At 65.5% G+C, this 20583-nt stretch carries 25 protein-coding genes; 13 read left to right on the top strand and 12 right to left on the bottom strand.

Annotated features, from left to right (window positions below):
- The first annotated feature begins 37 nt into the window (after positions 1-37).
- Entirely contained in the window at positions 38-217 is a 180-nt protein-coding gene (locus tag JSE7799_RS07925; RefSeq protein WP_055663129.1) for a hypothetical protein, read from the top strand.
- A gap of 71 nt (positions 218-288) precedes the next feature.
- Here JSE7799_RS07925 and JSE7799_RS07920 read toward each other — a convergent pair whose 3' ends face one another.
- The 7 genes from JSE7799_RS07920 to sdhC form a co-directional block, all read right to left on the bottom strand.
- A complete protein-coding gene (locus JSE7799_RS07920) occupies positions 289-1068 on the bottom strand; it encodes a succinate dehydrogenase iron-sulfur subunit (RefSeq protein ID WP_055663128.1) in 780 nt (259 codons plus the stop codon).
- 12 nt (positions 1069-1080) lie between these two features.
- Entirely contained in the window at positions 1081-1404 is a 324-nt protein-coding gene (locus tag JSE7799_RS07915) for a hypothetical protein (RefSeq protein ID WP_055663127.1), read from the bottom strand.
- A 186-nt stretch (positions 1405-1590) separates the two neighbouring features.
- The gene (locus tag JSE7799_RS20995; protein WP_186201873.1) at positions 1591-1764 is read right to left on the bottom strand and encodes a hypothetical protein; all 174 of its coding nucleotides are present in this window, start codon (positions 1762-1764) and stop codon (positions 1591-1593) included.
- 26 nt (positions 1765-1790) lie between these two features.
- Positions 1791-1934 (bottom strand): hypothetical protein, encoded by a 144-nt coding sequence (locus JSE7799_RS20990; protein ID WP_186201872.1) that lies wholly within the window; start codon positions 1932-1934, stop codon positions 1791-1793.
- A gap of 100 nt (positions 1935-2034) precedes the next feature.
- On the bottom strand, positions 2035-3846 hold the full coding sequence (sdhA, locus tag JSE7799_RS07910; RefSeq protein ID WP_055663126.1) for a succinate dehydrogenase flavoprotein subunit: 1812 nt from the start codon (positions 3844-3846) through the stop codon (positions 2035-2037).
- A gap of 14 nt (positions 3847-3860) precedes the next feature.
- Positions 3861-4232 carry a succinate dehydrogenase, hydrophobic membrane anchor protein gene (locus JSE7799_RS07905; protein WP_055663125.1) on the bottom strand — a complete coding sequence of 124 codons (372 nt, stop codon included), beginning with the start codon at positions 4230-4232 and terminating at the stop codon, positions 3861-3863.
- A gap of 11 nt (positions 4233-4243) precedes the next feature.
- The gene (gene sdhC, locus JSE7799_RS07900) at positions 4244-4627 is read right to left on the bottom strand and encodes a succinate dehydrogenase, cytochrome b556 subunit (RefSeq protein ID WP_055663124.1); all 384 of its coding nucleotides are present in this window, start codon (positions 4625-4627) and stop codon (positions 4244-4246) included.
- Positions 4628-4885: 258 nt separating this feature from the next.
- On the opposite strand from sdhC, the gene JSE7799_RS07895 reads away from it, so the two are divergent.
- On the top strand, positions 4886-5917 hold the full coding sequence (locus JSE7799_RS07895; RefSeq protein WP_055663123.1) for a hypothetical protein: 1032 nt from the start codon (positions 4886-4888) through the stop codon (positions 5915-5917).
- 26 nt (positions 5918-5943) lie between these two features.
- The gene (locus JSE7799_RS07890; protein ID WP_055663122.1) at positions 5944-6276 is read left to right on the top strand and encodes a DUF3140 domain-containing protein; all 333 of its coding nucleotides are present in this window, start codon (positions 5944-5946) and stop codon (positions 6274-6276) included.
- A 21-nt stretch (positions 6277-6297) separates the two neighbouring features.
- On the opposite strand, the gene JSE7799_RS07885 is transcribed toward JSE7799_RS07890, so the two are convergent.
- The 4 genes from JSE7799_RS07885 to JSE7799_RS07870 are packed head-to-tail and all read right to left on the bottom strand — an operon-like array spanning position 6298 to position 8659.
- Positions 6298-7002, bottom strand: coding sequence for a DUF4344 domain-containing metallopeptidase (locus JSE7799_RS07885; RefSeq protein ID WP_055663121.1), 705 nt, complete (start codon positions 7000-7002; stop codon positions 6298-6300).
- Positions 7003-7037: 35 nt separating this feature from the next.
- The gene (locus tag JSE7799_RS07880) at positions 7038-7244 is read right to left on the bottom strand and encodes a DUF1737 domain-containing protein (RefSeq protein ID WP_055663120.1); all 207 of its coding nucleotides are present in this window, start codon (positions 7242-7244) and stop codon (positions 7038-7040) included.
- A gap of 4 nt (positions 7245-7248) precedes the next feature.
- Positions 7249-7803, bottom strand: a complete 555-nt coding sequence (locus JSE7799_RS07875; RefSeq protein WP_055663119.1) for an NnrU family protein — start codon at positions 7801-7803, stop codon at positions 7249-7251.
- A 1-nt stretch (position 7804) separates the two neighbouring features.
- Positions 7805-8659 carry an HpcH/HpaI aldolase/citrate lyase family protein gene (locus JSE7799_RS07870; protein WP_055663118.1) on the bottom strand — a complete coding sequence of 285 codons (855 nt, stop codon included), beginning with the start codon at positions 8657-8659 and terminating at the stop codon, positions 7805-7807.
- Between the two features lie 221 nt (positions 8660-8880).
- Between JSE7799_RS07870 and JSE7799_RS07865 the strand changes: the two genes are divergently transcribed.
- From JSE7799_RS07865 to odhB, 10 genes are all read left to right on the top strand, one after another.
- Positions 8881-9222 carry a hypothetical protein gene (locus JSE7799_RS07865; RefSeq protein WP_055663117.1) on the top strand — a complete coding sequence of 114 codons (342 nt, stop codon included), beginning with the start codon at positions 8881-8883 and terminating at the stop codon, positions 9220-9222.
- 157 nt (positions 9223-9379) lie between these two features.
- Positions 9380-10342, top strand: coding sequence for a malate dehydrogenase (mdh, locus tag JSE7799_RS07860; protein ID WP_055663116.1), 963 nt, complete (start codon positions 9380-9382; stop codon positions 10340-10342).
- 371 nt (positions 10343-10713) lie between these two features.
- Complete coding sequence (sucC, locus tag JSE7799_RS07855; protein ID WP_055663115.1) at positions 10714-11907, top strand: ADP-forming succinate--CoA ligase subunit beta; 1194 nt, start codon at positions 10714-10716, stop codon at positions 11905-11907.
- Between the two features lie 5 nt (positions 11908-11912).
- Positions 11913-12494, top strand: a complete 582-nt coding sequence (locus JSE7799_RS07850; RefSeq protein ID WP_055663114.1) for a hypothetical protein — start codon at positions 11913-11915, stop codon at positions 12492-12494.
- Positions 12491-13066: a hypothetical protein gene (locus JSE7799_RS07845; RefSeq protein WP_055663113.1), complete on the top strand. Its 576-nt coding sequence runs from the start codon at positions 12491-12493 to the stop codon at positions 13064-13066. Before JSE7799_RS07850 ends, JSE7799_RS07845 begins: the two co-directional genes overlap by 4 nt.
- A 60-nt stretch (positions 13067-13126) precedes the next feature.
- Entirely contained in the window at positions 13127-14008 is an 882-nt protein-coding gene (gene sucD, locus JSE7799_RS07840; protein WP_055663112.1) for a succinate--CoA ligase subunit alpha, read from the top strand.
- 158 nt (positions 14009-14166) lie between these two features.
- Positions 14167-15273, top strand: a complete 1107-nt coding sequence (locus JSE7799_RS07835; protein WP_055663111.1) for a glycosyltransferase family A protein — start codon at positions 14167-14169, stop codon at positions 15271-15273.
- The gene (locus tag JSE7799_RS07830) at positions 15270-15452 is read left to right on the top strand and encodes a hypothetical protein (protein WP_055663110.1); all 183 of its coding nucleotides are present in this window, start codon (positions 15270-15272) and stop codon (positions 15450-15452) included. The genes JSE7799_RS07835 and JSE7799_RS07830 overlap by 4 nt, the downstream gene beginning before the upstream one ends.
- Complete coding sequence (locus JSE7799_RS07825; protein WP_055663109.1) at positions 15449-18418, top strand: 2-oxoglutarate dehydrogenase E1 component; 2970 nt, start codon at positions 15449-15451, stop codon at positions 18416-18418. Before JSE7799_RS07830 ends, JSE7799_RS07825 begins: the two co-directional genes overlap by 4 nt.
- 3 nt (positions 18419-18421) lie before the next feature.
- On the top strand, positions 18422-20044 hold the full coding sequence (gene odhB / locus JSE7799_RS07820) for a 2-oxoglutarate dehydrogenase complex dihydrolipoyllysine-residue succinyltransferase (RefSeq protein ID WP_055663108.1): 1623 nt from the start codon (positions 18422-18424) through the stop codon (positions 20042-20044).
- A gap of 229 nt (positions 20045-20273) precedes the next feature.
- Here the strand turns inward: odhB and JSE7799_RS07815 are convergent.
- The coding region (locus JSE7799_RS07815) for a transposase domain-containing protein (protein ID WP_144431614.1) at positions 20274-20583 on the bottom strand (310 nt) is incomplete at its 5' end.

The raw sequence follows: 20583 nt of genomic DNA, 5'->3' as shown, positions 1-20583 counted from the left end.
ACCGGTCGTTGAAGTGACACCCAATCGGAGAAAGATCATGAAGACGTCCTCCAAGCTGTTGATCGCCCTGCCGCTTATGACGCTCCTGACTGCCTGCAACGCGGCCGGCAACGACCCTGTCGATACCCGGAACGAGATCGAAGCGACGCTCGACCGAGACATCGACGGCGACGGCATGGTCCTGCAGAGCGGCGTCGAGGTCAGCGCCCCCGACTGATAGGCACCCGATCGACATGAAAAAGCCCCGCCGAAGCGGCGGGGCCTTCGACGTTATCGCCGTCGGTAAAATCAGAGTTGACGCTCGACCATCATCTTCTTGATGTTCTGAATCGCCCTAGCAGGGTTCAACCCCTTGGGGCAGGTCTTGGCGCAGTTCATGATGGTGTGGCAGCGGTAGAGTTTGAATGGATCCTCCAGATCGTCCAGCCGCTCGCCTGTTGCCTCATCGCGCGAATCGATGATCCAGCGATAGGCATGAAGCAGTGCGGCCGGTCCCAGATAGCGGTCGCCGTTCCACCAATAGGAAGGACAGGCCGTCGAACAGGATGCGCACATGATGCATTCGTAGAGGCCGTCGAGTTTCTCGCGGTCCTCGATCGATTGCCGCCATTCCTTCGCCGGCGTGTTCGACTTCGTCTCAAGCCACGGCATGACCGAAGCATGCTGCGCGTAGAAGTGGGTCAGGTCGGGAATCAGATCCTTGATGACCGGCATATGCGGCAAGGGGTATATCTTCACGTCTCCCTTCACCTCGTCGATGCCCCAGGTGCAGGCCAGCGTGTTCACCCCGTCGATATTCATCGCACAGGATCCGCAAATGCCCTCCCGGCAGGAGCGGCGGAAGGTCAGCGTCGGATCAATCTCGTTCTTGATCTTTATGAGCGCGTCCAGAATCATCGGCCCGCACGTGTCGAGATCCACCCAATAGGTATCGAGACGCGGGTTCTTGCCGTCTTCCGGATTCCAGCGGTAGATCTGGAACTTCCGCAGGTTGTTGGCCCCGTCCGGCTTGGGCCAGGTCTTGCCCACGGTTATCTTGGAGTTCTTGGGCAGCGTGAATTGAACCATGGCTTGTTCCTCCTAGAGGGTCTGCAGGAGCACCGGCAGGCCCTCGGCCGCGATGCATTCGATGGTGGCGGGACGGCGCACGATGTCGAGCACGATGCGCATCGTCGTATCGTCAGGTGCGGCTCCGGTGGCCGCGACGCCGGCGAGCGTGACGATCTCGCTGCCGGTTGCGTTGTCGATCACGCAGTTGGTGGCCGGCTCCAGCGGCAGGCCGGGAAAGCGCGCCGCCAGTATCGGGTTCACGGCCGACTTGGCTGCCGCACGACTGACCTCCGTGCCCAAGGCCGTGTCGCAGGCCGCCAAGGCAAGCGGAAGGAGGAGAATTTCATGCCGCATCCCACGAGCCCCTCGGCTTCGAAAACTGCCGTGCCAAGCGACCCGATCCAGCGATGACCCCGCCGCCATCAATTTCGGCATATGAGCTAGGCGCAACAAGACGAGACCACCCGCGACACGGCGCCACGTAGGCCTCTGTGACCATCAGGCGAAACATTCTCCACCTCACACCGGCCGCGCAGAACATCATTCCTGCGCCCGCTCCGCAGTGCACAGGACCAGAGCCTCGATCTCCGCCTCGTCCATGGGCGCGGTCGGATTGGCCGCAACATCCGCCCGTCCGATATTGCCGAGACAGGCGGCCAGCGCGATGCCGCCCTCTTCCGCCGGTGAGCGCGTCTGGCATCCGGCGGCCGACATCAGGAGTGCACATGCTATCGCCCATTTCACCTCGGGATCGCCTGACAGGCATCGAGCCTGCGCAGGTCGTCGGGCGAACGCGTCAGGATCGTCCCGTCGCGAACGGTCACGCCCTGATCGCGCGCACAATCGAGATAAGCCGCCCGCCGCGCTTCCGGGCCCGTCGGCACACAGGCCACCAGAAGGAGGCATCCGCCAAGGGCAAGCGCGCCGCGTCCCCACGGCGCCGCTCCGTCACGGCCTGCCCGAACGCCGAAATATGTTGCCCGATCAGTAGACACGTGCCTTGGGCGCGATCTTCTTGAGGTCGATGCCGCCGTCATTATGGCTGGTCAACGGGTTCACATGGACGCCGCGATAGCCGAGATCGGCGTTCTGCGCCTCTCCCCGGAACCAGACGAGGCTATGCTTGCGCCAGTTCTCGTCGTCGCGGTCGGGGAAATCCTCATGGGCATGGGCGCCCCGGCTTTCCTTGCGGGCCTCGGCCGCGACAACGGTGGCGACCGCGTTCGGCATCAGGTTCGCCAGTTCCAGCGTCTCCATCAGGTCGGAGTTCCAGATCAGCGTGTTATCGGTGACGGACACATCGCTCATCTTGCCGGCGATATCCTCCATCTTCGACTTGCCCTGCGCGAGGGTCTCGGAGGTCCGGAACACGGCCGCATCCTCCTGCATGGTCTTCTGCATCTGGAGACGCAGTTCGGCCGTTGCCACCTGCCCGGAGGCATGGCGCATCGCGTCGAACCGGTCGAGCGCCTGATCGACCGAGCGCATGTTCGGCGTCGGCACGGCGCTTTCCCGGTCGAGTACCTGACCCGCCCGGATCGCGGCGGCGCGCCCGAACACGACGAGGTCGATCAACGAGTTCGAGCCAAGACGGTTGGCGCCGTGCACCGAAGCGCAGCCGGCCTCGCCCACGGCCATCAGGCCGGGCGCCACACGGTCGTTATCGTCCGCCGTCGGCGCAAGCACCTCGCCCCAGTAGTTCGTCGGAATGCCGCCCATGTTGTAATGCACGGTCGGCAGGACGGGGATCGGCTCCTTCGTGACGTCGACACCGGCGAAGATGCGCGCGCTCTCGGAAATGCCGGGCAGGCGCAGGGCCAGCGTCTCGGAAGGAAGATGCGACAGGTTCAGGTGGATATGATCCCCGTCCTTGCCGACACCGCGGCCCTCGCGGATTTCCATGGTCATGCAGCGCGAGACGACGTCGCGCGATGCCAGATCCTTGTAGGTGGGCGCGTAGCGTTCCATGAACCGCTCGCCCTCGGAATTGGTGAGATAGCCACCTTCGCCGCGCGCACCTTCGGTGATGAGGCAGCCGGCGCCGAAGATGCCGGTCGGGTGGAACTGCACAAACTCCATGTCCTGAAGCGGCAGGCCCGCGCGCGCGACCATCCCGCCGCCGTCGCCGGTACAGGTATGCGCCGAGGTCGCCGAGAAATACGCACGGCCGTAGCCGCCGGTCGCCAGCACCGTCATCTTCGTGGAGAACAGGTGCAGCGTCCCGTCATCCAGCTTCCAGCAGAGCACCCCTTGGCAGACGCCGTCATCGGACATGATGAGGTCGATCGCGAAGTACTCGATGAAGAACTCGGCCTTCTCCTTGAGGGACTGACCGTAGAGCGTATGCAGGATCGCGTGGCCGGTCCGGTCGGCAGCGGCGCAGGTCCGCTGCACCGCGGGGCCCTCGCCATATTCCGTCGTGTGACCGCCGAAGGGGCGCTGATAGATCTTGCCCTCCTCAGTGCGGGAGAACGGCACGCCGTAATGCTCGAGCTCGTAGACCGCCTTGGGCGCCTCGCGGGCGAGATATTCCATCGCGTCCGTGTCGCCCAGCCAGTCCGACCCCTTCACGGTGTCGTACATGTGCCACTGCCAGCTGTCCGGACCCATATTGCCCAGCGACGCGGCAATGCCACCCTGAGCGGCCACCGTATGCGAACGCGTGGGAAACACCTTGGAGATACAGGCCGTGCGAAGACCCTGTTCGGCCATTCCGAGCGTCGCGCGCAGACCCGCGCCGCCCGCACCCACGACGACGACATCGTATTCATGGGTTTCGTAATCGTAGGCTGCCATCGGTTTTCCTCCGGTCAAAGGGCAAGGCGGGCGATCGCGTAAAGCGATGCAAGCGCCGCGGCGTAGCTCAGGATATGCGTGACGATGATCAGGACCTTGCGGCTCATGCCGCGCGTATAATCCGTGATCAACACGTGGACGCCCTTCGCGAAATGCCACCAGCCGACGGACAAGGTCAGGGCCGCGACGAGCGCCGGGAACGGGCGGGAATAATAGGCGACGACTTCGGGCCAAGGCTCACCGAGCGCGAAGCCGAAGGTGAAGACGAACAGCGGAACCAGAACGACCAGCGCCACCGAGGAGATCGTGACGCGCCAGTGCTGTGCTGTGCCCGTATGGGCCGAGCCGTAGCCGGCAACCTGCTTGCGTGCGGTGATATAGGCCATGTCGCGTCCTCTCAGAGAATGATGATCGTCAGGAGGGTCAGCACGACCGAACCGATGATGCAGCCCCAGCCCAGCTTCTCCGCCGAGCTGACGTCGAGGCCGTGCCCCGTATCCCAGATCAGGTGCCGGATGCCCGCGAGCGTGTGATACCAAAGCGCCCAGATCGACGCGAGGAAGACCAGCTTCCCGAACCAGGATGTCAGGAACGCGTCGGCGGTGGCGAAGGCCTCGGGCCCCGCCGCGGCGGCGATGAACCACCAGGTGATCATCAGGCTTGCCACGATCAGGGCGTTGCCCGTGATCCGCGTCAGGATCGAGGTGATCGTGGTCAGCTGCGGGCGATAGACCTGCAGGTGCGGGCTCAGCGGGCGATTGCCCCGGTTCACGTCGGCCATCAGGGGCCTCCTTCGTCTCGGATCGTCGTTCATCGGTCGTTCTAGCGATTATCCGGACGGAGTCACGTGCGCGGAGGGTCGCAGCGCATCCATTTGCGCGAATATGCCGTGGGCGTGATCACATCGCATCAAGGCGTGATCACAAACACGACGACCTGCAGCCGGAACCTTACCGCCATATGGGCGGTTGCCCTGCAAGCCCTCGCGCGCCCGTCACGGCACGCTTCACCGCCAGATTTCAAACCCGAAGGACATTGCATGGCCGACACGACCAGGAACGACACCGCCGCACATGCGCGCGATCTGATGCATGACGATATCGAGCGGCTCTATGACGGCAATGGCCGCGCCATCTGGGGCGCGATCTTCGCCGGTACGGTCGTCGCACTCGGCATCTTCGTCCTGCTCGGCCTCGCCGGGATCGGCCTCGGCTTCACGCTGATCGAGGCCGACGAGGCCTCGCCGATGAATGGCTCGCTGACCACCACGGCCATCTGGCAGTTCATCAGCCAGCTCATCGCACTCGGCGCAGGCGGCTACGTCGCCGGACGGTTGGCGGGCGTAATCCACTCCGTCGGCGCGATGCTGCATGGCGCGACGGTCTGGGCTCTGACGACGCTGGTCGCGGTGTGGCTGGCGGCCCAGGCGGCAATGGGCATCGCGGGCGCCGCGGGATCGGCCGTCTCCACCATCGCCTCCGGTGTCTCGTCGGCGGCGCAGACCGTGATTCCCGACGATTTCTCCCTTCCCGATCTGTCGGTCGGCTCGCTGTCGATGGACGACCTGCCCCAAGGCGTGCAGTCGGCGCTGCGCGAAGAGGGCATCACGCCCGAGAACTTCCGCGCCGAAGCGCGCGAAGCCTTCCGGGCCGTCATCTCCGAGCAGGAGCAGGCCCGCATCCGCTCGCAAGCGGCCGATGCGGCGCAGGACATAATCCGTTCACCCGGCAATATCGGCGAGACGGCGAATGACTTCATCGACTCGATCTTCGGCGCCGGCGGCGTGCTTTCAGAAGAGGATCGCCGCGAGGCCGTAGCCGTCATGGAGCGGCGTTTCGGCCTCACCCCGCAACAGGCCGAGGAGTACCTCACGCAGATCGAGACGCGCGTCGAGGAGCTTCAGGCGGAGGCAACTCAGGCTGTCGAGACCGCGCAACAGGAAGCCGTCGATGCGATCGACGCCGCCATGGACGCCGCCGCCTCCGCTGCCTGGCTGGCTGCGCTCGCATCGCTCATCGGGCTGGGCGCCGCGGTCGGCGGCGCCGCTGCGGGCCGCGTCGCACGGACCTGAAGGCCCCGGACGAAAGGAGCACGATCATGTCGAAGTCGAAGGACGAAATCTGGGACGAATGGCGCGACCTCGTGAACATGTCGCCCAAGGAGATCGAGGATTTTCTCGACACGGATGAGTCGAAGTCCGTCGGGCAGGATAGCGGCGACGGCGAATCGAAAGGCCACAAATCCGGCAAGAAGATCGTCGAGATCAAGCACACCAAGAAGGACGATCTAACCGAAGGCGATTGGGACCACATGGCCAAGGTCGTCGGCTACATCAAACGCCACAAGGCGCAGGGTGGCCCCGACGACGACGTGGAGCATTCGGACTGGCGCTACAGCCTGATGAACTGGGGTCACGATCCGATGAAGTAGGATCCGACGCCGACCGGCACCTCAGGGTGCCGCCGCGCGAGCCCTTAGGACGCCGACCATCTCCGAGCAGATGACCATGCGGTCGTCGAAATTGTAGTAATAGGCGTTGTCCTGCCCGCAATCCTCGACCGTCAACGGCGTGGGGTGCGGCAGGGCAACCCGCGCATTTACCGCGGCGATATCGGCCTTCAGAAGACGCAGCGCCTTGCCTGTCGCGGCAGGGCGCAGCGTAATCTCCGCCCCCTCCGCCGGAAGCGCCGTATCGAGGACTGCCGACCAGGCCCGTTTGGCCGCGCCACCGGCTTCGGCACAGACCCGCGTAACCTCGCGCGGCATCCCGAGCGCCCGGGCAAGTTCGCCCCGCGCGCCCGGATCGAGACCGTACCAGATGCAGATCGACCGTGCCGTACGCTGCGCCCCCGGCATGTATTCCCGCCAAGGGTCGAAATATTCCTCCGCCGCCTCGGCCCGCCCGAGCCTCACTAGATCGCGGATCAGCGCACGGTTCGTCGGCTCGTCATGCACCCGGTCCGCGAAGACCAGTGCAAAGCTGTCGGCGGCGCTCTCCTCCGGCCCGAAGACCGGCAGGCGCAACTGGTCGATCAGCGCATGCGCGAGTTCGTGGTAGAGCGTGACTCGAAGATTGTTGAGCACGAAGTCCGCCGCGGCGGGCGTCGCACCGACGAGGCAAAGCGCCAGGACGAGGGGCCGGATCGTGCGCACCATGGCAATACCTCGGCCCAGTCGGCGGGAACGCCACGTCACATCGCGCCAAGTTTCACGTCGGGATCGTACGGCGCGTCGACCTCCTTGGTGACGGCCTGCGCACAACGCATCACGCCCCCGACGGGATCGTGCGCATAGGCCGGTGAGCCGTGGAGCGACCAGCCCGCCGCCAGCGCGGCGCTGACCTTGTGGCAAAAGGCGGATGTGTCCTCGGCGGTGAGCAGACGGTAGAGTGTGGTCACGGGTTCAGGCTCCGAATGGGTTGACGCCAAGCCAGTAGTGGATCGCGGTGGCGACGACGAAAATGACGAGGCCGATCACGACGGCTTTCGCATCGCCTTTCCAAGACGTGTCCGCCGGCCGCACCCAGGATGGCTCGGCGCGGTTGATGACGATCACCTCGACCACCGCCCAGGCGAGAAGGCCGCCGAACAGGATGATCGCGGCCAGGTCGCCGTTCACCAGAAGGTGCGCCACGGCCCAGATTTTGACCGCCGTCAGCTGCGGATGCCGGATGACGCCCGAGAGCTTTCCCTTCGCGGCGCCCACGCCGAAGACGTAGACCGCGAACAGCATCAACAGGTTGTTCACGTGGGTCAGGAACGGCGGCGGATACCAGACGGGAATGAAATCCGTCGCCCGGTAGCCGATCACCATCAGAACGACCGCCGCGACCAGGGCGAGCGCCACGAGCCCCTTGGCCCCCTTGCCCATCCGCGCCCGAACGCCCGGCGCGATCCGCTTGAACAGATGCGCCAGCGACCACAGCAGCACGCCGAGGATCAGGATGATGTAGGACATGTCAGGCCTTTCGTGCGGCGATGGCTGCGGCAAGGGACAACAGGCGGCGGGCGGAGTCCACATGCAGCTGTTCGACGATCGCGCCATCGAGCACGGCAACGCCGCGCCCCTCGGCGACGGCCGCTTCATGCGCTGCTATGCGGCGGCGGGCAAGGTCGATCTCGGGCGCAGTGGGCGCGAAGACCGCGTTCGCCGTCTCCGTCTGGGCGGGATGTATCACGCTCTTGCCGTCCATGCCGAGGGCGCGGCCCTGTTCGCACTCCGCCCGCAAACCCTCCGCATCGCGAAAGGCGTTGTAGACGCCGTCGATGCACCGGATGCCCGCCGCCCGCGCCGCCAACACACAAGTCTGGAGTGCCACCATCAGCGGCATCCTGTCCGCGCCCGGATCACAGCCGAGCGCGGCGGCGAGGTCGTTCGTGCCGATCACGAGCCCGCCCATCTCCGGCGCGCGCGCGATGGCGGCGGCATTCAACACCCCCTCCGGCGTCTCGACCATGGCCCAGACACGCATGGTGCCAAGCCGGCCCGGGATGTTGCATTCTTCGGGCGAGGCAACCTTCGGCAGCACGATCCCGTCCGGCACATGCGGGACAATCGCCGCCAGGTCGGCGGCACCCCACTCCGTCTGTGCCCCGTTGACGCGAACGAGAACCGTGCGGGGTCCGAAGCCGCCCTCTCCGAGCGCAGCGACCACGGTCTCGCGCGCGGCGGGTTTGGCATCGGGCGCCACGGCGTCTTCCAGATCCAGGATCACCGCATCGACCGGAAGGTCGCGCGCCTTCGCGATCGCACGCGGGTTGGAGCCGGGCACGTAGAGGACGGAGCGGAACGGGCGTGTGCTAGGATTGGTCATGGAGCTCTCCTTGTGACGTTTGCGCCATGCGCGCGCGCCGAAAGCAAGCCGCCGGCGACAAGATGAACGCGCGTTAACCGAATCTTCGGATCTCCACGGCAGCTTCGGGATCACAGAAATCGGATCCGGCATGGGCCGGACCGACCGGAGGATCGGGCCGCATGCCGAACCTCCGTTGCGGTCCGGTTCCGCCAAAGGGGCCAACCTGAAAGGACCGTGCCATGACCGCAACGCAGATCCTCAACGCTTTCTTTGCCACCCTGACCGGACTGGCGATCACGCTGGCCACGTTGCCGGCCAAGGCCGAACCGGTCGGCACACGCCAAGCCTGCGGGCCGCGCGCGGCGCTGGTGGAGCGGCTGTCACGAATCTTTGGAGAGACGCGCCGCGGCATCGGAATGGGCGGCAAGGACCGGGTGGTGGAAGTCTTCGCCTCCGAGACGACCGGCACCTGGACGATCACGGTCACCCTGCCGGACGGGCGCAGCTGCCTCGTCACGTCGGGCCAGGATTGGGAAGACCGGATGGACGATCTCGCGCATCTGGCCGACGCCAAGACCTGATCCGACGGCGACGAATGCCGACATTCACAGGCCCGCCCGACCCGGCGGGCCTTTCGTTTGCGGTAACAGCCCCCGCCCGGAGGCCCCGGCTCTTGCGCCCGGCATGGCGCATCCGATAGCCCGACGCGGCAACCTACCGAACCATTCGGAGACAGACATGGCCCGACCGAAGATCGCCCTCATCGGCGCCGGACAGATTGGCGGCACCCTCGCCCATCTGGCCGTCATCAAGGAACTGGGGGACGTCGTCCTCTTCGATATCACCGAGGGTGTGCCACAGGGCAAGGCGCTCGACATCGCCGAAAGCGGCCCGGTCGAAGGGTTCGATGCCACGCTCAAGGGCTCGAACGATTATGCCGACATTGCGGGTGCGGATGTCTGCATCGTCACCGCCGGCGTGCCGCGCAAGCCGGGCATGAGCCGCGACGACCTTCTTGGCATCAACCTGAAGGTGATGAAGGCCGTCGGTGAAGGCATCAAGGCCAATGCGCCCGACGCGTTCGTGATCTGCATCACCAACCCGCTCGACGCGATGGTCTGGGCCCTGCGCGAATTCTCCGGCCTGCCGCACGAGAAGGTCGTCGGAATGGCCGGTGTGCTCGATTCCGCACGCTTCCGGCACTTCCTGTCGCTGGAATTCGGCGTCTCGATGCGCGACGTCACCGCCTTCGTCCTTGGCGGTCATGGCGACACGATGGTGCCGCTCGTGCGCTACTCCACCGTCGGCGGCATTCCCCTGCCCGACCTCGTCGAGATGGGTTGGACCAGCCAGGAGAACCTCGACGCCATCGTCCAGCGCACGCGCGACGGCGGGGCGGAGATCGTCGGCCTCCTCAAGACCGGATCGGCCTTCTACGCCCCCGCCGCCTCCGCGATCGAGATGGCCGAGGCCTATCTCAAGGACCAGAAGCGCCTGCTGCCGGCCGCCGCTTGGGTCGATGGACAGCTTGGCCTGAAGGGCATGTATGTCGGCGTTCCCACCGTAATCGGCGCCGGCGGGATCGAGCGTGTCGTGAACATCAAGCTCGGGCGCGACGAGCAGGCGATGTTCGACAAGTCGGTCGAGGCCGTCCGCGGCCTCGTGGACGCCTGCAAGAATATCGACAGCACACTGGCCTGAGGCCGAACCGGGGCGGCTTCGGCCGCCCCGATACCGCATACCCGGCGGCCGGACGATAACATCCGAACGGGCCATCCACCCAGACCGTCACACCCGACGCCATGCCGCGTCCGGCGCCAACAGACGAGACGGTGCGCGCCCTCGAATCCGCGCGCCAAGTCGGGAAACGCGACCGCAACTCACGGTCCTGCTGACGCGCAAAACGGTCTTTGCGACGGGCAAAAATGTGATCACAGCTACGGAAAGTGTGATCACAGTCGGCATTTTCTGCAACTCAATTGTGAAATTGCGGTTGATGTGAGTTCCCAACATGCCTGCTCGCATGGCAGGACCGAGGAAAGCCGACGAAACCGATCGAGGGGGCGCGTCCCATGAACATTCACGAGTACCAAGCCAAGGCTCTGCTGCGCGACTACGGCGCACCGGTCTCCGACGGGGTTCCCGTCACCAAGGCAGCGGATGCCAAGAACGCGGCCGGGCAGCTCGACGGCCCGCTCTGGGTCGTCAAGGCGCAGATCCATGCCGGTGGACGCGGCAAGGGCTCCTTCAAGGAGGCCGATGCCGGCGAGCAGGGCGGTGTTCGGCTCGCCAGATCGGTCGAGGAAGCCGAGGCGCATGCCAAGGCGATGCTCGGCAACACACTCGTGACGCACCAGACCGGCCCGGCGGGCAAGCAGGTGAACCGCATCTATATCGAGGACGGCTCCGACATCGCGCGTGAGCTGTATCTCGCGCTGCTCGTGGACCGCGCGTCGAGCCGGATCGGCTTCGTCTGCTCAACCGAGGGCGGAATGGACATCGAGGAGGTCGCCGCCTCCACCCCCGAGCGGATCATCAGCTTCGACGTGGATCCCGCCACCGGCTACCAGCCGTGGCACGGCCGCCGCGTGGCCTTCGCCCTCGGCCTCGAGGGCGCGCAGGTCAAGCAATGCGTGAAGCTGATGGGGCAACTCTACCAGGCCTTCACCGAGAAGGACATGGAGATGCTCGAGATCAACCCGCTCATCGTGACCGATGCCGGCGATCTCAAGGTGCTGGATGCCAAGGTCGGCTTCGACGGCAACGCGATCTACCGCCACAAGGACATCGCCGAGCTGCGTGACGAGACCGAGGAAGACGCCAAGGAACTGGCCGCCTCCAAATACGATCTCAACTACATCGCCCTCGACGGCGAGATCGGCTGCATGGTCAACGGCGCGGGCCTCGCCATGGCGACGATGGACATCATCAAGCTGTACGGCGCGGAGCCTGCCAACTTCCTCGACGTCGGTGGCGGCGCGACCAAGGAGAAGGTGACCGAGGCGTTCAAGATCATCACCTCGGATCCGCAGGTGAAGGGCATCCTCGTCAACATCTTCGGCGGCATCATGCGCTGCGACGTCATCGCCGAGGGTGTGATCGCCGCGGTCAAGGAGGTCGGCCTGCAGGTGCCGCTCGTCGTGCGCCTGGAGGGTACGAATGTCGAGAAGGGCAAGCAGATCATCAACGAGAGCGGCCTTGACGTGATCGCGGCGGACGACCTGAAGGACGGAGCACAGAAGATCGTGAAGGCGGTGAAGGGCTGACGAGGATGGTCCGCTGGTTTCCGATATTGGCTATCCTTGCGGCATGCCAGCCCGCCTCGGGTTCGAGCGCGGGAGAGGCCTCGCCGTCAGAGGTCCTTTCGCTGCTCGACAGGGCGCGCATTGCGATGGGTGGCAATACGGCGCTTGCGGATCCCACCTCCAGATCGGCGGTTAGCGTGTCGCCTGAAGACAACCACGACACGATCCATGCTCTCGGGCATGGATCAATTGTCGACAGGACCATTCATGTCGTCGGACCGGACCTCGCCAGCGGTACGCTTCTGCGCAATGGAAGGTCGTGGGCGCGTCAGGTATCCATCTCGGGCACGGATTCTCGGGCGCTCAGAACGTCTCTGCTGACGCCGTATGCCAGGCGGCCGGATGCGCAGGTCCAAAGCAGTTCGACTGGCCAAAACGAGACGGTCGAATTGCAAAGAATTGATGGGCGCGGCGTCCTCCGCGTCACGGCATCTTCACCGCCACTTCGGACCGGGCGCATGAACCGCATTCAGATCGACGGCGGCAATTTCGTCGTGCCTGACATGCAGGACACGATTGGCCTCACTCTGCGTTCGGTCGAAGCATGATCCGCGTCCTGCTCCTCCTCCTCGCACTCGCCGCTTGCGCGCCGGCCTCCGGCTCGAACGGCTTTGGCTCCGGTCTTCGCGATATCGCCGCGCAACGCGTGCGGTTCGCGGCGGAGGCCGTCTGTCTCAACAACCCCACCCGCCGGGCACAGGAACGCGCGGCCGCCAGACTCGACTTTCCAATCAAGGATCGGGACGGCCGGGCGACGGTCTACGCCAACCCCGGAACCCTGACCTTTCTGCGGATCGGCCCCGCGCCCGAGCAGTCCTATACCGACGACCGGGGGCAACGCCGCGTCGTGCAGGGAAATGGCTGTTCCGTCGGCTCGCCGGCCGTGGGCGTCGAACTCGCCAACCGGCTGGCCGGGGAAATTCTGGCCCCCCGGCTGGTCGACGGCAGCGACATCCTTGAGGCCCCACGCGGGGCGGGCACGAATCTCGAGGGCGGCGTCGGCTTCTTCTTTGAAGGGCTCGCCGTCACGCTACCGCTCGCCCAGACGATGTTCACCGATCCCGAAACCGGCGAGAGCATCGCCTTCGACCACCCCGTCATCCTGATCGTGCATGGCTGAAACGCACGTGACCCAACCGGCCGCCCGGCGGCCCGACACATCAAGACCAACGGAGGGCCCATGGCCATTCTCGTAGACGAAAAGACCAAGGTGATCTGTCAGGGCCTCACCGGCTCGCAGGGAACGTTCCACACCGAGCAAGCCATTGCCTACGGCACGAAGATGGTCGGCGGCGTGACGCCCGGCAAGGGCGGGCAGACGCATCTCGACCTGCCGGTTTTCGACAGCTGCCACGAAGCGGTGGCGAAGACTGGCGCGAACGCATCGGTGATCTACGTCCCGCCCCCGTTCGCCGCCGATTCCATTCTCGAGGCGATCGATGCCGAGATCCCGCTTGTCGTGTGCATCACCGAGGGGATCCCGGTCCTCGACATGATGAAGGTCAAGCGTGCGCTCGACGGCTCGAAGACGCGGCTGATCGGGCCGAACTGTCCCGGCGTGATCACGCCCGACGCCTGCAAGATCGGCATCATGCCCGGTCACATCCACCGCCGCGGGTCCGTCGGCGTCGTGTCCCGGTCGGGCACCCTGACCTATGAGGCGGTCAAGCAGACCTCCGACATGGGGCTGGGTCAGTCCACCGCCGTCGGCATCGGCGGCGATCCGATCAAGGGGACCGAGCATATCGACGTGCTCGAGATGTTCCTCGCCGACGACGAGACGCAGTCGATCATCATGATCGGCGAGATCGGCGGCACCGCCGAGGAAGAGGCCGCACAGTTCCTCGCGGACGAGAAGAAAAAGGGCCGCTGGAAGCCCACGGCGGGCTTTATCGCCGGCCGCACCGCCCCTCCGGGCCGCCGCATGGGCCATGCCGGCGCCATCGTCGCGGGCGGCAAGGGCGACGCGGAGTCGAAGATCGAAGCGATGAAGTCCGCCGGCATCGTCGTGGCCGACAGCCCCGCGACGCTGGGCGAGGCTGTGAAGGAAGCGATCGGGTAGGTTCGCTCCGGGAACTTGTGCGCGATACCCGAATGTCAGGTGCAATATACGGTCCGGGAACCGGATCACCTTCTTCGGGCAACGCCGAAACTTTCTCGCCCGGCGCGTCGCGCCGGGCAGTTGGAACGCGGGATTGAGAGGGAAAGGACGTTTTGGCGATGACGGATTCTAGCCCTGACACTTCCGCGCCGCTCACTTGGTCACTTTGCATCGCCACGTACAATCGCATTGATGTACTGGAAAAGAGCATTTCGCTTGCGTTGGAACAGACGCGGCCGCCCCAAGAAATCGTGGTTGCCGATGCCAGCCCCGACTGGAAGGCCAATCGGGAGCGGGTTGCGAAGCAATTTTCCGACGCCGGCCCCGCCCTCGTCTATCTCAAGCCAGAAAGGCCGTCGCTCACGCACCAGCGAAACCTCGCGATAGGCGCGGCGTGCGGCGATATTCTGGCGCTGTTCGATGATGACACGATGATGTTCCCCGACTGCGCCCAGCAGATCATGTCCGTTTATGAACGCGACGGGGAAAAGGTGATCGCTGCCGTCGGAGCCGCCAACCAGCGCGAGATGCCGGAGGGCGTGGAAGTGTCAGCGGCGCGGAAGATCAGCGGCAAGGCCGGATCGGCTAAGGCAGGACAAAACCTCGGGCAGCGTGTACGCGCATCCTCGTTCGGCCGATGGGCTTGGCGAGAAGTGTTCCTGATGTCCGCCGCACACCAGATTGTGCCGTATGACGGTCGACCGATTACGAGGCCCATGACTGACCTGTCGCATCTGCCGGACGATCTGCGGCCCGTCCCGGTTCTACAAGGTTTCTCGATCACAGTGCGTCGCGACGTTGCCCTCAAGGAGCCGTTTGAGGAAGCCCTTCTGGCCTACTGCCCGGCCGAGGATCTAGACGCCACGTATCGCTTCGGTCGTCATGGCTTGCTCGTGATCGCGCCTGAAGGGCGGATTCACCATTTCGAGGCAGCCGCAGGGCGCATCAAGCGGAAGCGAGCCACTGCGCTCGGGCTTCTCAACGTGGCCTACTTCACACGGCGACATAGCGATGACCTCCCGCGCCATCGCCGGGCTTTCTACACTCTGTTGTCACGGCGCATCCTCGCGGAGTTCCTCAAGGACACGTTGAGCCGCCGTTGGGCCTACCCTCAGTTTCTTGGGACATTGCTTGCAATACGCCACGCGCCGCAGGTCTTCCGTGTACCGGATGATCGTCTGCGGACGTGGTACATGGCACTTCAGGAGCGGATACTCGCATCATGAACCAGCTTTGTGGGATCACGCACCTCCTCCCCTCGCGCCGGGCCGAGTGCAGCTATTGGCTGTCCCCCGCCGGCCCCGCCGCGAAAGGGCTCGACGCAATCACCATCGACGGCATAGAGGGCCCGCCCGCCACGCTTGCCGAACTCGTCACCATCCTCCCCGAGGAGCCGGAAAAATGACCGACCAATCGCCTAACGACGCCTTCCGTTCCACGTCCTTCATGCAAGGTCACAATGCGGAATATCTCGAGCAGATGTACGCCCGCTACGCGGCCGATCCGACGGCCGTCGATGCCACCTGGAAGCAGTTCTTCGAGGCTCTGGCCGATGACGGGCAGGCTGCGGAGGCCGAGGCGGCGGGCCCGTCCTGGGCGCGCGCCGATTGGCCGCCGCAGCCCTCCGACGACCTGACTGCCGCGCTGACCGGGGAATGGCCGGCCGCGCCCGTGGACCCGAAGGAAGTCCGCGCCGCCGGCGACAAGATCAAGGCCAAGGCCGAGACCCACGGCGCGCGCATTTCCGACGATCAGCTCCGGCGTGCCGTGCTCGATTCGATCCGGGCGCTGATGCTGATCCGGGCCTACCGCATCCGCGGCCACCTTGCCGCCGATCTGGACCCGCTGGGAATGCGAAGCGATGTCGACCACCCGGAGCTCGATCCGAAAAGCTACGGCTTCGGCGAGGCCGACATGGATCGGCCGATCTTCATCGACTACGTGCTGGGCCTCGAGGTCGCCCCGCTTCGCCAGATCGTCGAGATCCTCAAGCGCACCTATTGCGGCACCTTCGCGCTGCAATACATGCACATCTCCGACCCCGAGCAGTCTGCCTGGCTCAAGGAGCGGATCGAGGGCTTGGGCAAGGAGATCGAGTTCACCAAGAACGGCAGACGGGCCATCCTGAACAAGCTCGTCGAGGCGGAGGGCTTCGAGAAGTTCCTTCACGTCAAATACATGGGCACCAAGCGGTTCGGACTCGACGGTGGCGAGGCCCTGATCCCCGCGATGGAGCAGATCATCAAGCGCGGCGGCCAGCTCGGCCTCGAGGAGATCGTGATCGGGATGCCGCACCGGGGGCGCCTGTCGGTCCTCGCCAACGTTATGGACAAGCCCTACAAGGCCATCTTCAACGAATTTCAGGGCGGCTCCTTCAAGCCCGAGGATGTCGACGGCTCGGGCGACGTGAAGTATCACCTCGGCGCCTCGTCGGACCGGGTCTTCGACGGCAACTCCGTCCACCTGTCGCTTACCGCAAACCCGTCGCATCTCGAGGCGGTGAATCCCGTCGTCCTCGGCAAGGTCCGCGCCAAGCAGGACCAGAAGGCCGACAAGAGCCGCACCAAGGTCTGCGGCCTGCTGCTGCATGGGGATGCGGCGTTTGCGGGTCAGGGTGTCGTGGCCGAGTGCTTCGCGCTGTCGGGCGTGCGCGGGCACCGTACGGGCGGCACGATCCACATCGTCGTCAACAACCAGATCGGCTTCACGACGGCGCCGCACTTCTCGCGCTCCAGCCCCTATCCGACCGACAACGCGCTGGTGGTCGAAGCGCCGATCTTCCACGTCAACGGCGACGACCCCGAGGCGGTCGTTCACGCCGCCCGCGTCGCCATCGAGTTCCGGCAGAAGTTCGGCAAGGACGTCGTGATCGACATCTTCTGCTATCGCCGTTTCGGTCACAACGAGGGCGACGAGCCCATGTTCACCAACCCGGTGATGTACAAGCGAATCAAGGGGCACAAGACGACCCTGTCGCTCTACACCGAACGGCTGGAGAAAGACGGTCTCATCCCGAAGGGTGAGGTCGAGGACTTGAAGACCGCATTTCAGGAGCGGTTGGCCGAGGAGTTCGAGGCCGGGCGCGAGTACAAGCCCAACAAGGCCGACTGGCTCGACGGGCGCTGGTCGCATCTCGACCGCCGCGCCGGCGAATACGAGCGCGGCGAGACGGCCATCGCCGAGGAGACGTTCGCGGAGGTCGGCCGAGCGCTGACCCACCTCCCCGAGGGCTATCCGATCCACCGCACCGTCGGCCGCCTGATCGATGCCAAGACGCAGATGTTCGGAACGGGTGCGGGGTTCGACTGGGCCACCGCCGAGGCGCTGGCGTTCGGCTCGCTGCTGACCGAAGGGTACCGCGTGCGCCTCTCCGGACAGGATTCGACCCGCGGCACGTTCAGTCAGCGGCACTCCGCCTTCGTAGATCAGGAGACGGAGGAGCGGCATTACCCGCTCAACCACATCCGCGAGGGTCAGGCACATTACGAGGTGATCGACAGCGCCCTGTCGGAATATGCCGTTCTCGGCTTCGAATACGGCTATTCGCTGGCCGAACCCAACGCCCTCACCATGTGGGAGGCGCAGTTCGGCGACTTCGCCAACGGCGCCCAGATCATGTTCGATCAGTTCATCTCGTCGGGCGAGTCGAAATGGCTACGCATGTCGGGTCTCGTTTGCCTGCTGCCGCATGGCTACGAGGGTCAGGGCCCGGAGCATTCCTCGGCCCGGCTGGAACGGTTCCTGCAGATGTGCGGCTCCGACAACTGGATCGTGGCAAATTGCACCACGCCGGCCAACTATTTCCACATCCTGCGCCGCCAGCTGCACCGCGACTTCCGCAAGCCGCTGATCCTGATGACGCCGAAATCGCTTCTGCGCCACAAGCTGGCCGTCTCGCGCACCGAGGAATTCACGAGCGGGTCGAGCTTCCACCGGGTTCTGTGGGACGATGCGCAGCACGGCAATTCGGACACGAAGCTCGTCGCCGACGACAAGATCCGCCGCGTCGTGATCTGCTCGGGCAAGGTGTATTACGACCTGCTCGAGACCCGCGATGCGCGCGCCATCGACGATGTCTACCTGCTGCGGCTGGAGCAGTTCTATCCGTTCCCCGCGCTTTCGATGGTCAACGAACTGACCCGCTTCAAGCAGGCCGAGATCGTCTGGTGTCAGGAAGAGCCCAAGAACCAGGGCGGCTGGACCTTCGTTGAGCCAAACCTCGAATGGGTCCTGACCCGCATAGGCGCGGCCCATACCCGACCCATCTATGCCGGACGGGCGGCTTCCGCCTCGCCCGCGACAGGCCTCGCCAGCCAGCACAAGGCCCAGCAAGCCGCGCTCGTCGACGAAGCGCTGACCTATCAGGAGTAACCCATGTCCACCGAAGTCAAAGTACCCACCCTGGGCGAGTCCGTCTCCGAGGCCACGGTCGCGACCTGGTTCAAGCAGCCCGGCGACCCCGTCGCCGCCGACGAGATGCTCTGCGAGCTCGAAACCGACAAGGTCACGGTCGAGGTCCCCTCACCCGCCACCGGCACATTGGGCGAGATCGTCGCGCAGGAGGGCCAGACCGTCGGCGTCGACGCGCTGCTCGCCACGATCGAGGAAGGCGCAGGCGCCTCCGCCGCCGACGAGGCCCCGGCCCGGGTGGCGCGGCCCGGTTCCGAGGAAGGCACGCATGACGAGGATGCCGCCACGGCCCCGGCTGGCGATGACGCGGCCGGCGGGGAAACCGTCGATGTGATGGTGCCTGCCTTGGGCGAATCCGTCTCCGAAGCCACGGTCGCGACGTGGTTCAAGCAGCCCGGCGATGCCGTCGCCGCCGACGAGATGCTGTGCGAGCTGGAGACCGACAAGGTTTCCGTCGAGGTGCCGGCTCCCGCCGCCGGGACGCTGACCGAGATCCTTGCGGCCGAGGGCGAGACCGTCGCCGCCGGCGGAAAGCTCGCCCTGCTGTCCACCGGCGCGGGCGCCGCGTCCGCCGCCCCGAAGCTCGTCGATCCGGAGCCCAAACCCGAAAGCGCCGCCGCCAGGGAAGCGAGCGCCGACCCCTCCGACGCGCCCGCCGCCAGCCCGGAGCCGCTCCATTCCGGCCGCAAGGGCGATGTGGAAGACGCGCCGTCGGCCAAGAAGCTGATGACCGAGAAAAACCTGTCGGCCGATCAGGTGACGGGCACCGGCCGCGGTGGCCGCATCATGAAGGAGGACGTGCTCAAGGCCGCCTCCGGCACCGCCGCGCCCGCGCCCGCGCCCAAGGCAACCGAGGCGCCGCGCGCGCCCGTTCCCGCCGGCGATGCCGGTCGCGAGGAACGGGTCAAGATGACCCGCCTGCGCCAGACCATCGCCCGTCGCCTCAAGGACGCGCAGAACACCGCTGCCATGCTGACCACCTACAACGAGGTGGACATGAAGGCGGTCATGGACCTGCGCAGCGAGTACAAGGACCTCTTCGAGAAGAAGCACGGCGTGCGGCTCGGCTTCATGTCGTTCTTCACCAAGGCCTGCGTCCACGCCCTGCGCGAGGTGCCCGAGGTCAATGCCGAGATCGACGGCACCGACGTCGTCTATAAGCACTTCGTCCACATGGGCATCGCCGCGGGCACGCCGCAGGGCCTCGTGGTGCCGGTCATCCGCGACGTCGACGCCATGTCCTTTGCCGAGATCGAGAAGGCCATCGCCGAGAAAGGCCGCGCCGCGCGCGACGGCAAGCTGTCGATGGCCGACATGCAGGGCGGCACGTTCACCATCTCGAACGGCGGCGTCTATGGGTCGCTGATGTCCTCGCCGATCCTGAACCCGCCGCAATCGGGCATCCTCGGCATGCACAAGATCCAGGACCGGCCGATGGTCGTCGGCGGCGAAATCGTCATCCGCCCGATGATGTACCTCGCGCTCAGCTACGACCACCGGATCGTGGATGGCAAAGGTGCGGTGACGTTCCTCGTCCGCGTGAAGGAAGCACTGGAGGATCCGCGCCGGTTGTTAATGGATCTGTGACAGGCGGGCGGAGTGGCGCGTTGCCTGCCCATCGGGCAAGACGCGTCCTCCGCCAATCTCACTTGCGCGAGCGGATCGGAATCCTTGGCCCCCGATCAAGTTCGATGCCCCGAAGCGACTGTAGTCCTGACATCTGCGCCATACGTCAGGCCATTGATCCTTAGCAGGCCGCTGAAAAAGGAAATGGACCTCGACGAACTGCATCGTAAGCATCCGGCGAGTGCCGTGGTCAGGCTGCCTTGACCTGGAGCGCAGCGGCGTTCCATTCCCACGGCAGCAACTCGTGCAGGCGTGAGACCGGAATGTCGGAGATGCGGGCGATGACGTCGGCGAGCCAAGCCTGCGGGTCGATGTCGTTCAGCTTCGCGGTGCCGATCAGGGAATACATGAAGGCGGCGCGCTGCCCGCCGCGCTCGGAACCCGCAAAGAGCCAGGATTTCCTGCCGAGGGCCACGCCGCGGAGCGATCTTTCGGCCGCGTTGTTGGTCAGGCAGATCCGTCCGTCGTCCAGGAACCGGGTGAAGCCCGGCCAATGGTTC

The sequence above is a fragment of the Jannaschia seosinensis genome, assembly GCF_001408515.1.
GTDB lineage: Bacteria > Pseudomonadota > Alphaproteobacteria > Rhodobacterales > Rhodobacteraceae > Jannaschia > Jannaschia seosinensis.
The sequence above is the reverse complement of the archived record's forward strand: the minus strand, read 5'-3'. Positions and strand labels throughout refer to the sequence as shown.

Coding starts and splice junctions, on each gene's coding strand:
- JSE7799_RS07830 (WP_055663110.1), top strand. CDS start 15,270: ATGAACCAGCTTTGTGGGATCACGCACCTCCTCCCCTCGCGCCGGGCC.
- JSE7799_RS07875 (WP_055663119.1), bottom strand. CDS start 7,803: ATGTCCTACATCATCCTGATCCTCGGCGTGCTGCTGTGGTCGCTGGCG.
- mdh (WP_055663116.1), top strand. CDS start 9,380: ATGGCCCGACCGAAGATCGCCCTCATCGGCGCCGGACAGATTGGCGGC.
- JSE7799_RS07825 (WP_055663109.1), top strand. CDS start 15,449: ATGACCGACCAATCGCCTAACGACGCCTTCCGTTCCACGTCCTTCATG.
- JSE7799_RS07920 (WP_055663128.1), bottom strand. CDS start 1,068: ATGGTTCAATTCACGCTGCCCAAGAACTCCAAGATAACCGTGGGCAAG.
- sucC (WP_055663115.1), top strand. CDS start 10,714: ATGAACATTCACGAGTACCAAGCCAAGGCTCTGCTGCGCGACTACGGC.
- JSE7799_RS07895 (WP_055663123.1), top strand. CDS start 4,886: ATGGCCGACACGACCAGGAACGACACCGCCGCACATGCGCGCGATCTG.
- JSE7799_RS07915 (WP_055663127.1), bottom strand. CDS start 1,404: ATGCGGCATGAAATTCTCCTCCTTCCGCTTGCCTTGGCGGCCTGCGAC.
- sdhC (WP_055663124.1), bottom strand. CDS start 4,627: ATGGCCGACGTGAACCGGGGCAATCGCCCGCTGAGCCCGCACCTGCAG.
- JSE7799_RS07845 (WP_055663113.1), top strand. CDS start 12,491: ATGATCCGCGTCCTGCTCCTCCTCCTCGCACTCGCCGCTTGCGCGCCG.
- sucD (WP_055663112.1), top strand. CDS start 13,127: ATGGCCATTCTCGTAGACGAAAAGACCAAGGTGATCTGTCAGGGCCTC.
- JSE7799_RS07870 (WP_055663118.1), bottom strand. CDS start 8,659: ATGACCAATCCTAGCACACGCCCGTTCCGCTCCGTCCTCTACGTGCCC.
- JSE7799_RS20995 (WP_186201873.1), bottom strand. CDS start 1,764: ATGTCGGCCGCCGGATGCCAGACGCGCTCACCGGCGGAAGAGGGCGGC.
- JSE7799_RS07865 (WP_055663117.1), top strand. CDS start 8,881: ATGACCGCAACGCAGATCCTCAACGCTTTCTTTGCCACCCTGACCGGA.
- JSE7799_RS07890 (WP_055663122.1), top strand. CDS start 5,944: ATGTCGAAGTCGAAGGACGAAATCTGGGACGAATGGCGCGACCTCGTG.
- JSE7799_RS07925 (WP_055663129.1), top strand. CDS start 38: ATGAAGACGTCCTCCAAGCTGTTGATCGCCCTGCCGCTTATGACGCTC.
- JSE7799_RS07835 (WP_055663111.1), top strand. CDS start 14,167: ATGACGGATTCTAGCCCTGACACTTCCGCGCCGCTCACTTGGTCACTT.
- JSE7799_RS07850 (WP_055663114.1), top strand. CDS start 11,913: ATGGTCCGCTGGTTTCCGATATTGGCTATCCTTGCGGCATGCCAGCCC.
- JSE7799_RS07905 (WP_055663125.1), bottom strand. CDS start 4,232: ATGGCCTATATCACCGCACGCAAGCAGGTTGCCGGCTACGGCTCGGCC.
- sdhA (WP_055663126.1), bottom strand. CDS start 3,846: ATGGCAGCCTACGATTACGAAACCCATGAATACGATGTCGTCGTCGTG.
- JSE7799_RS07885 (WP_055663121.1), bottom strand. CDS start 7,002: ATGGTGCGCACGATCCGGCCCCTCGTCCTGGCGCTTTGCCTCGTCGGT.
- odhB (WP_055663108.1), top strand. CDS start 18,422: ATGTCCACCGAAGTCAAAGTACCCACCCTGGGCGAGTCCGTCTCCGAG.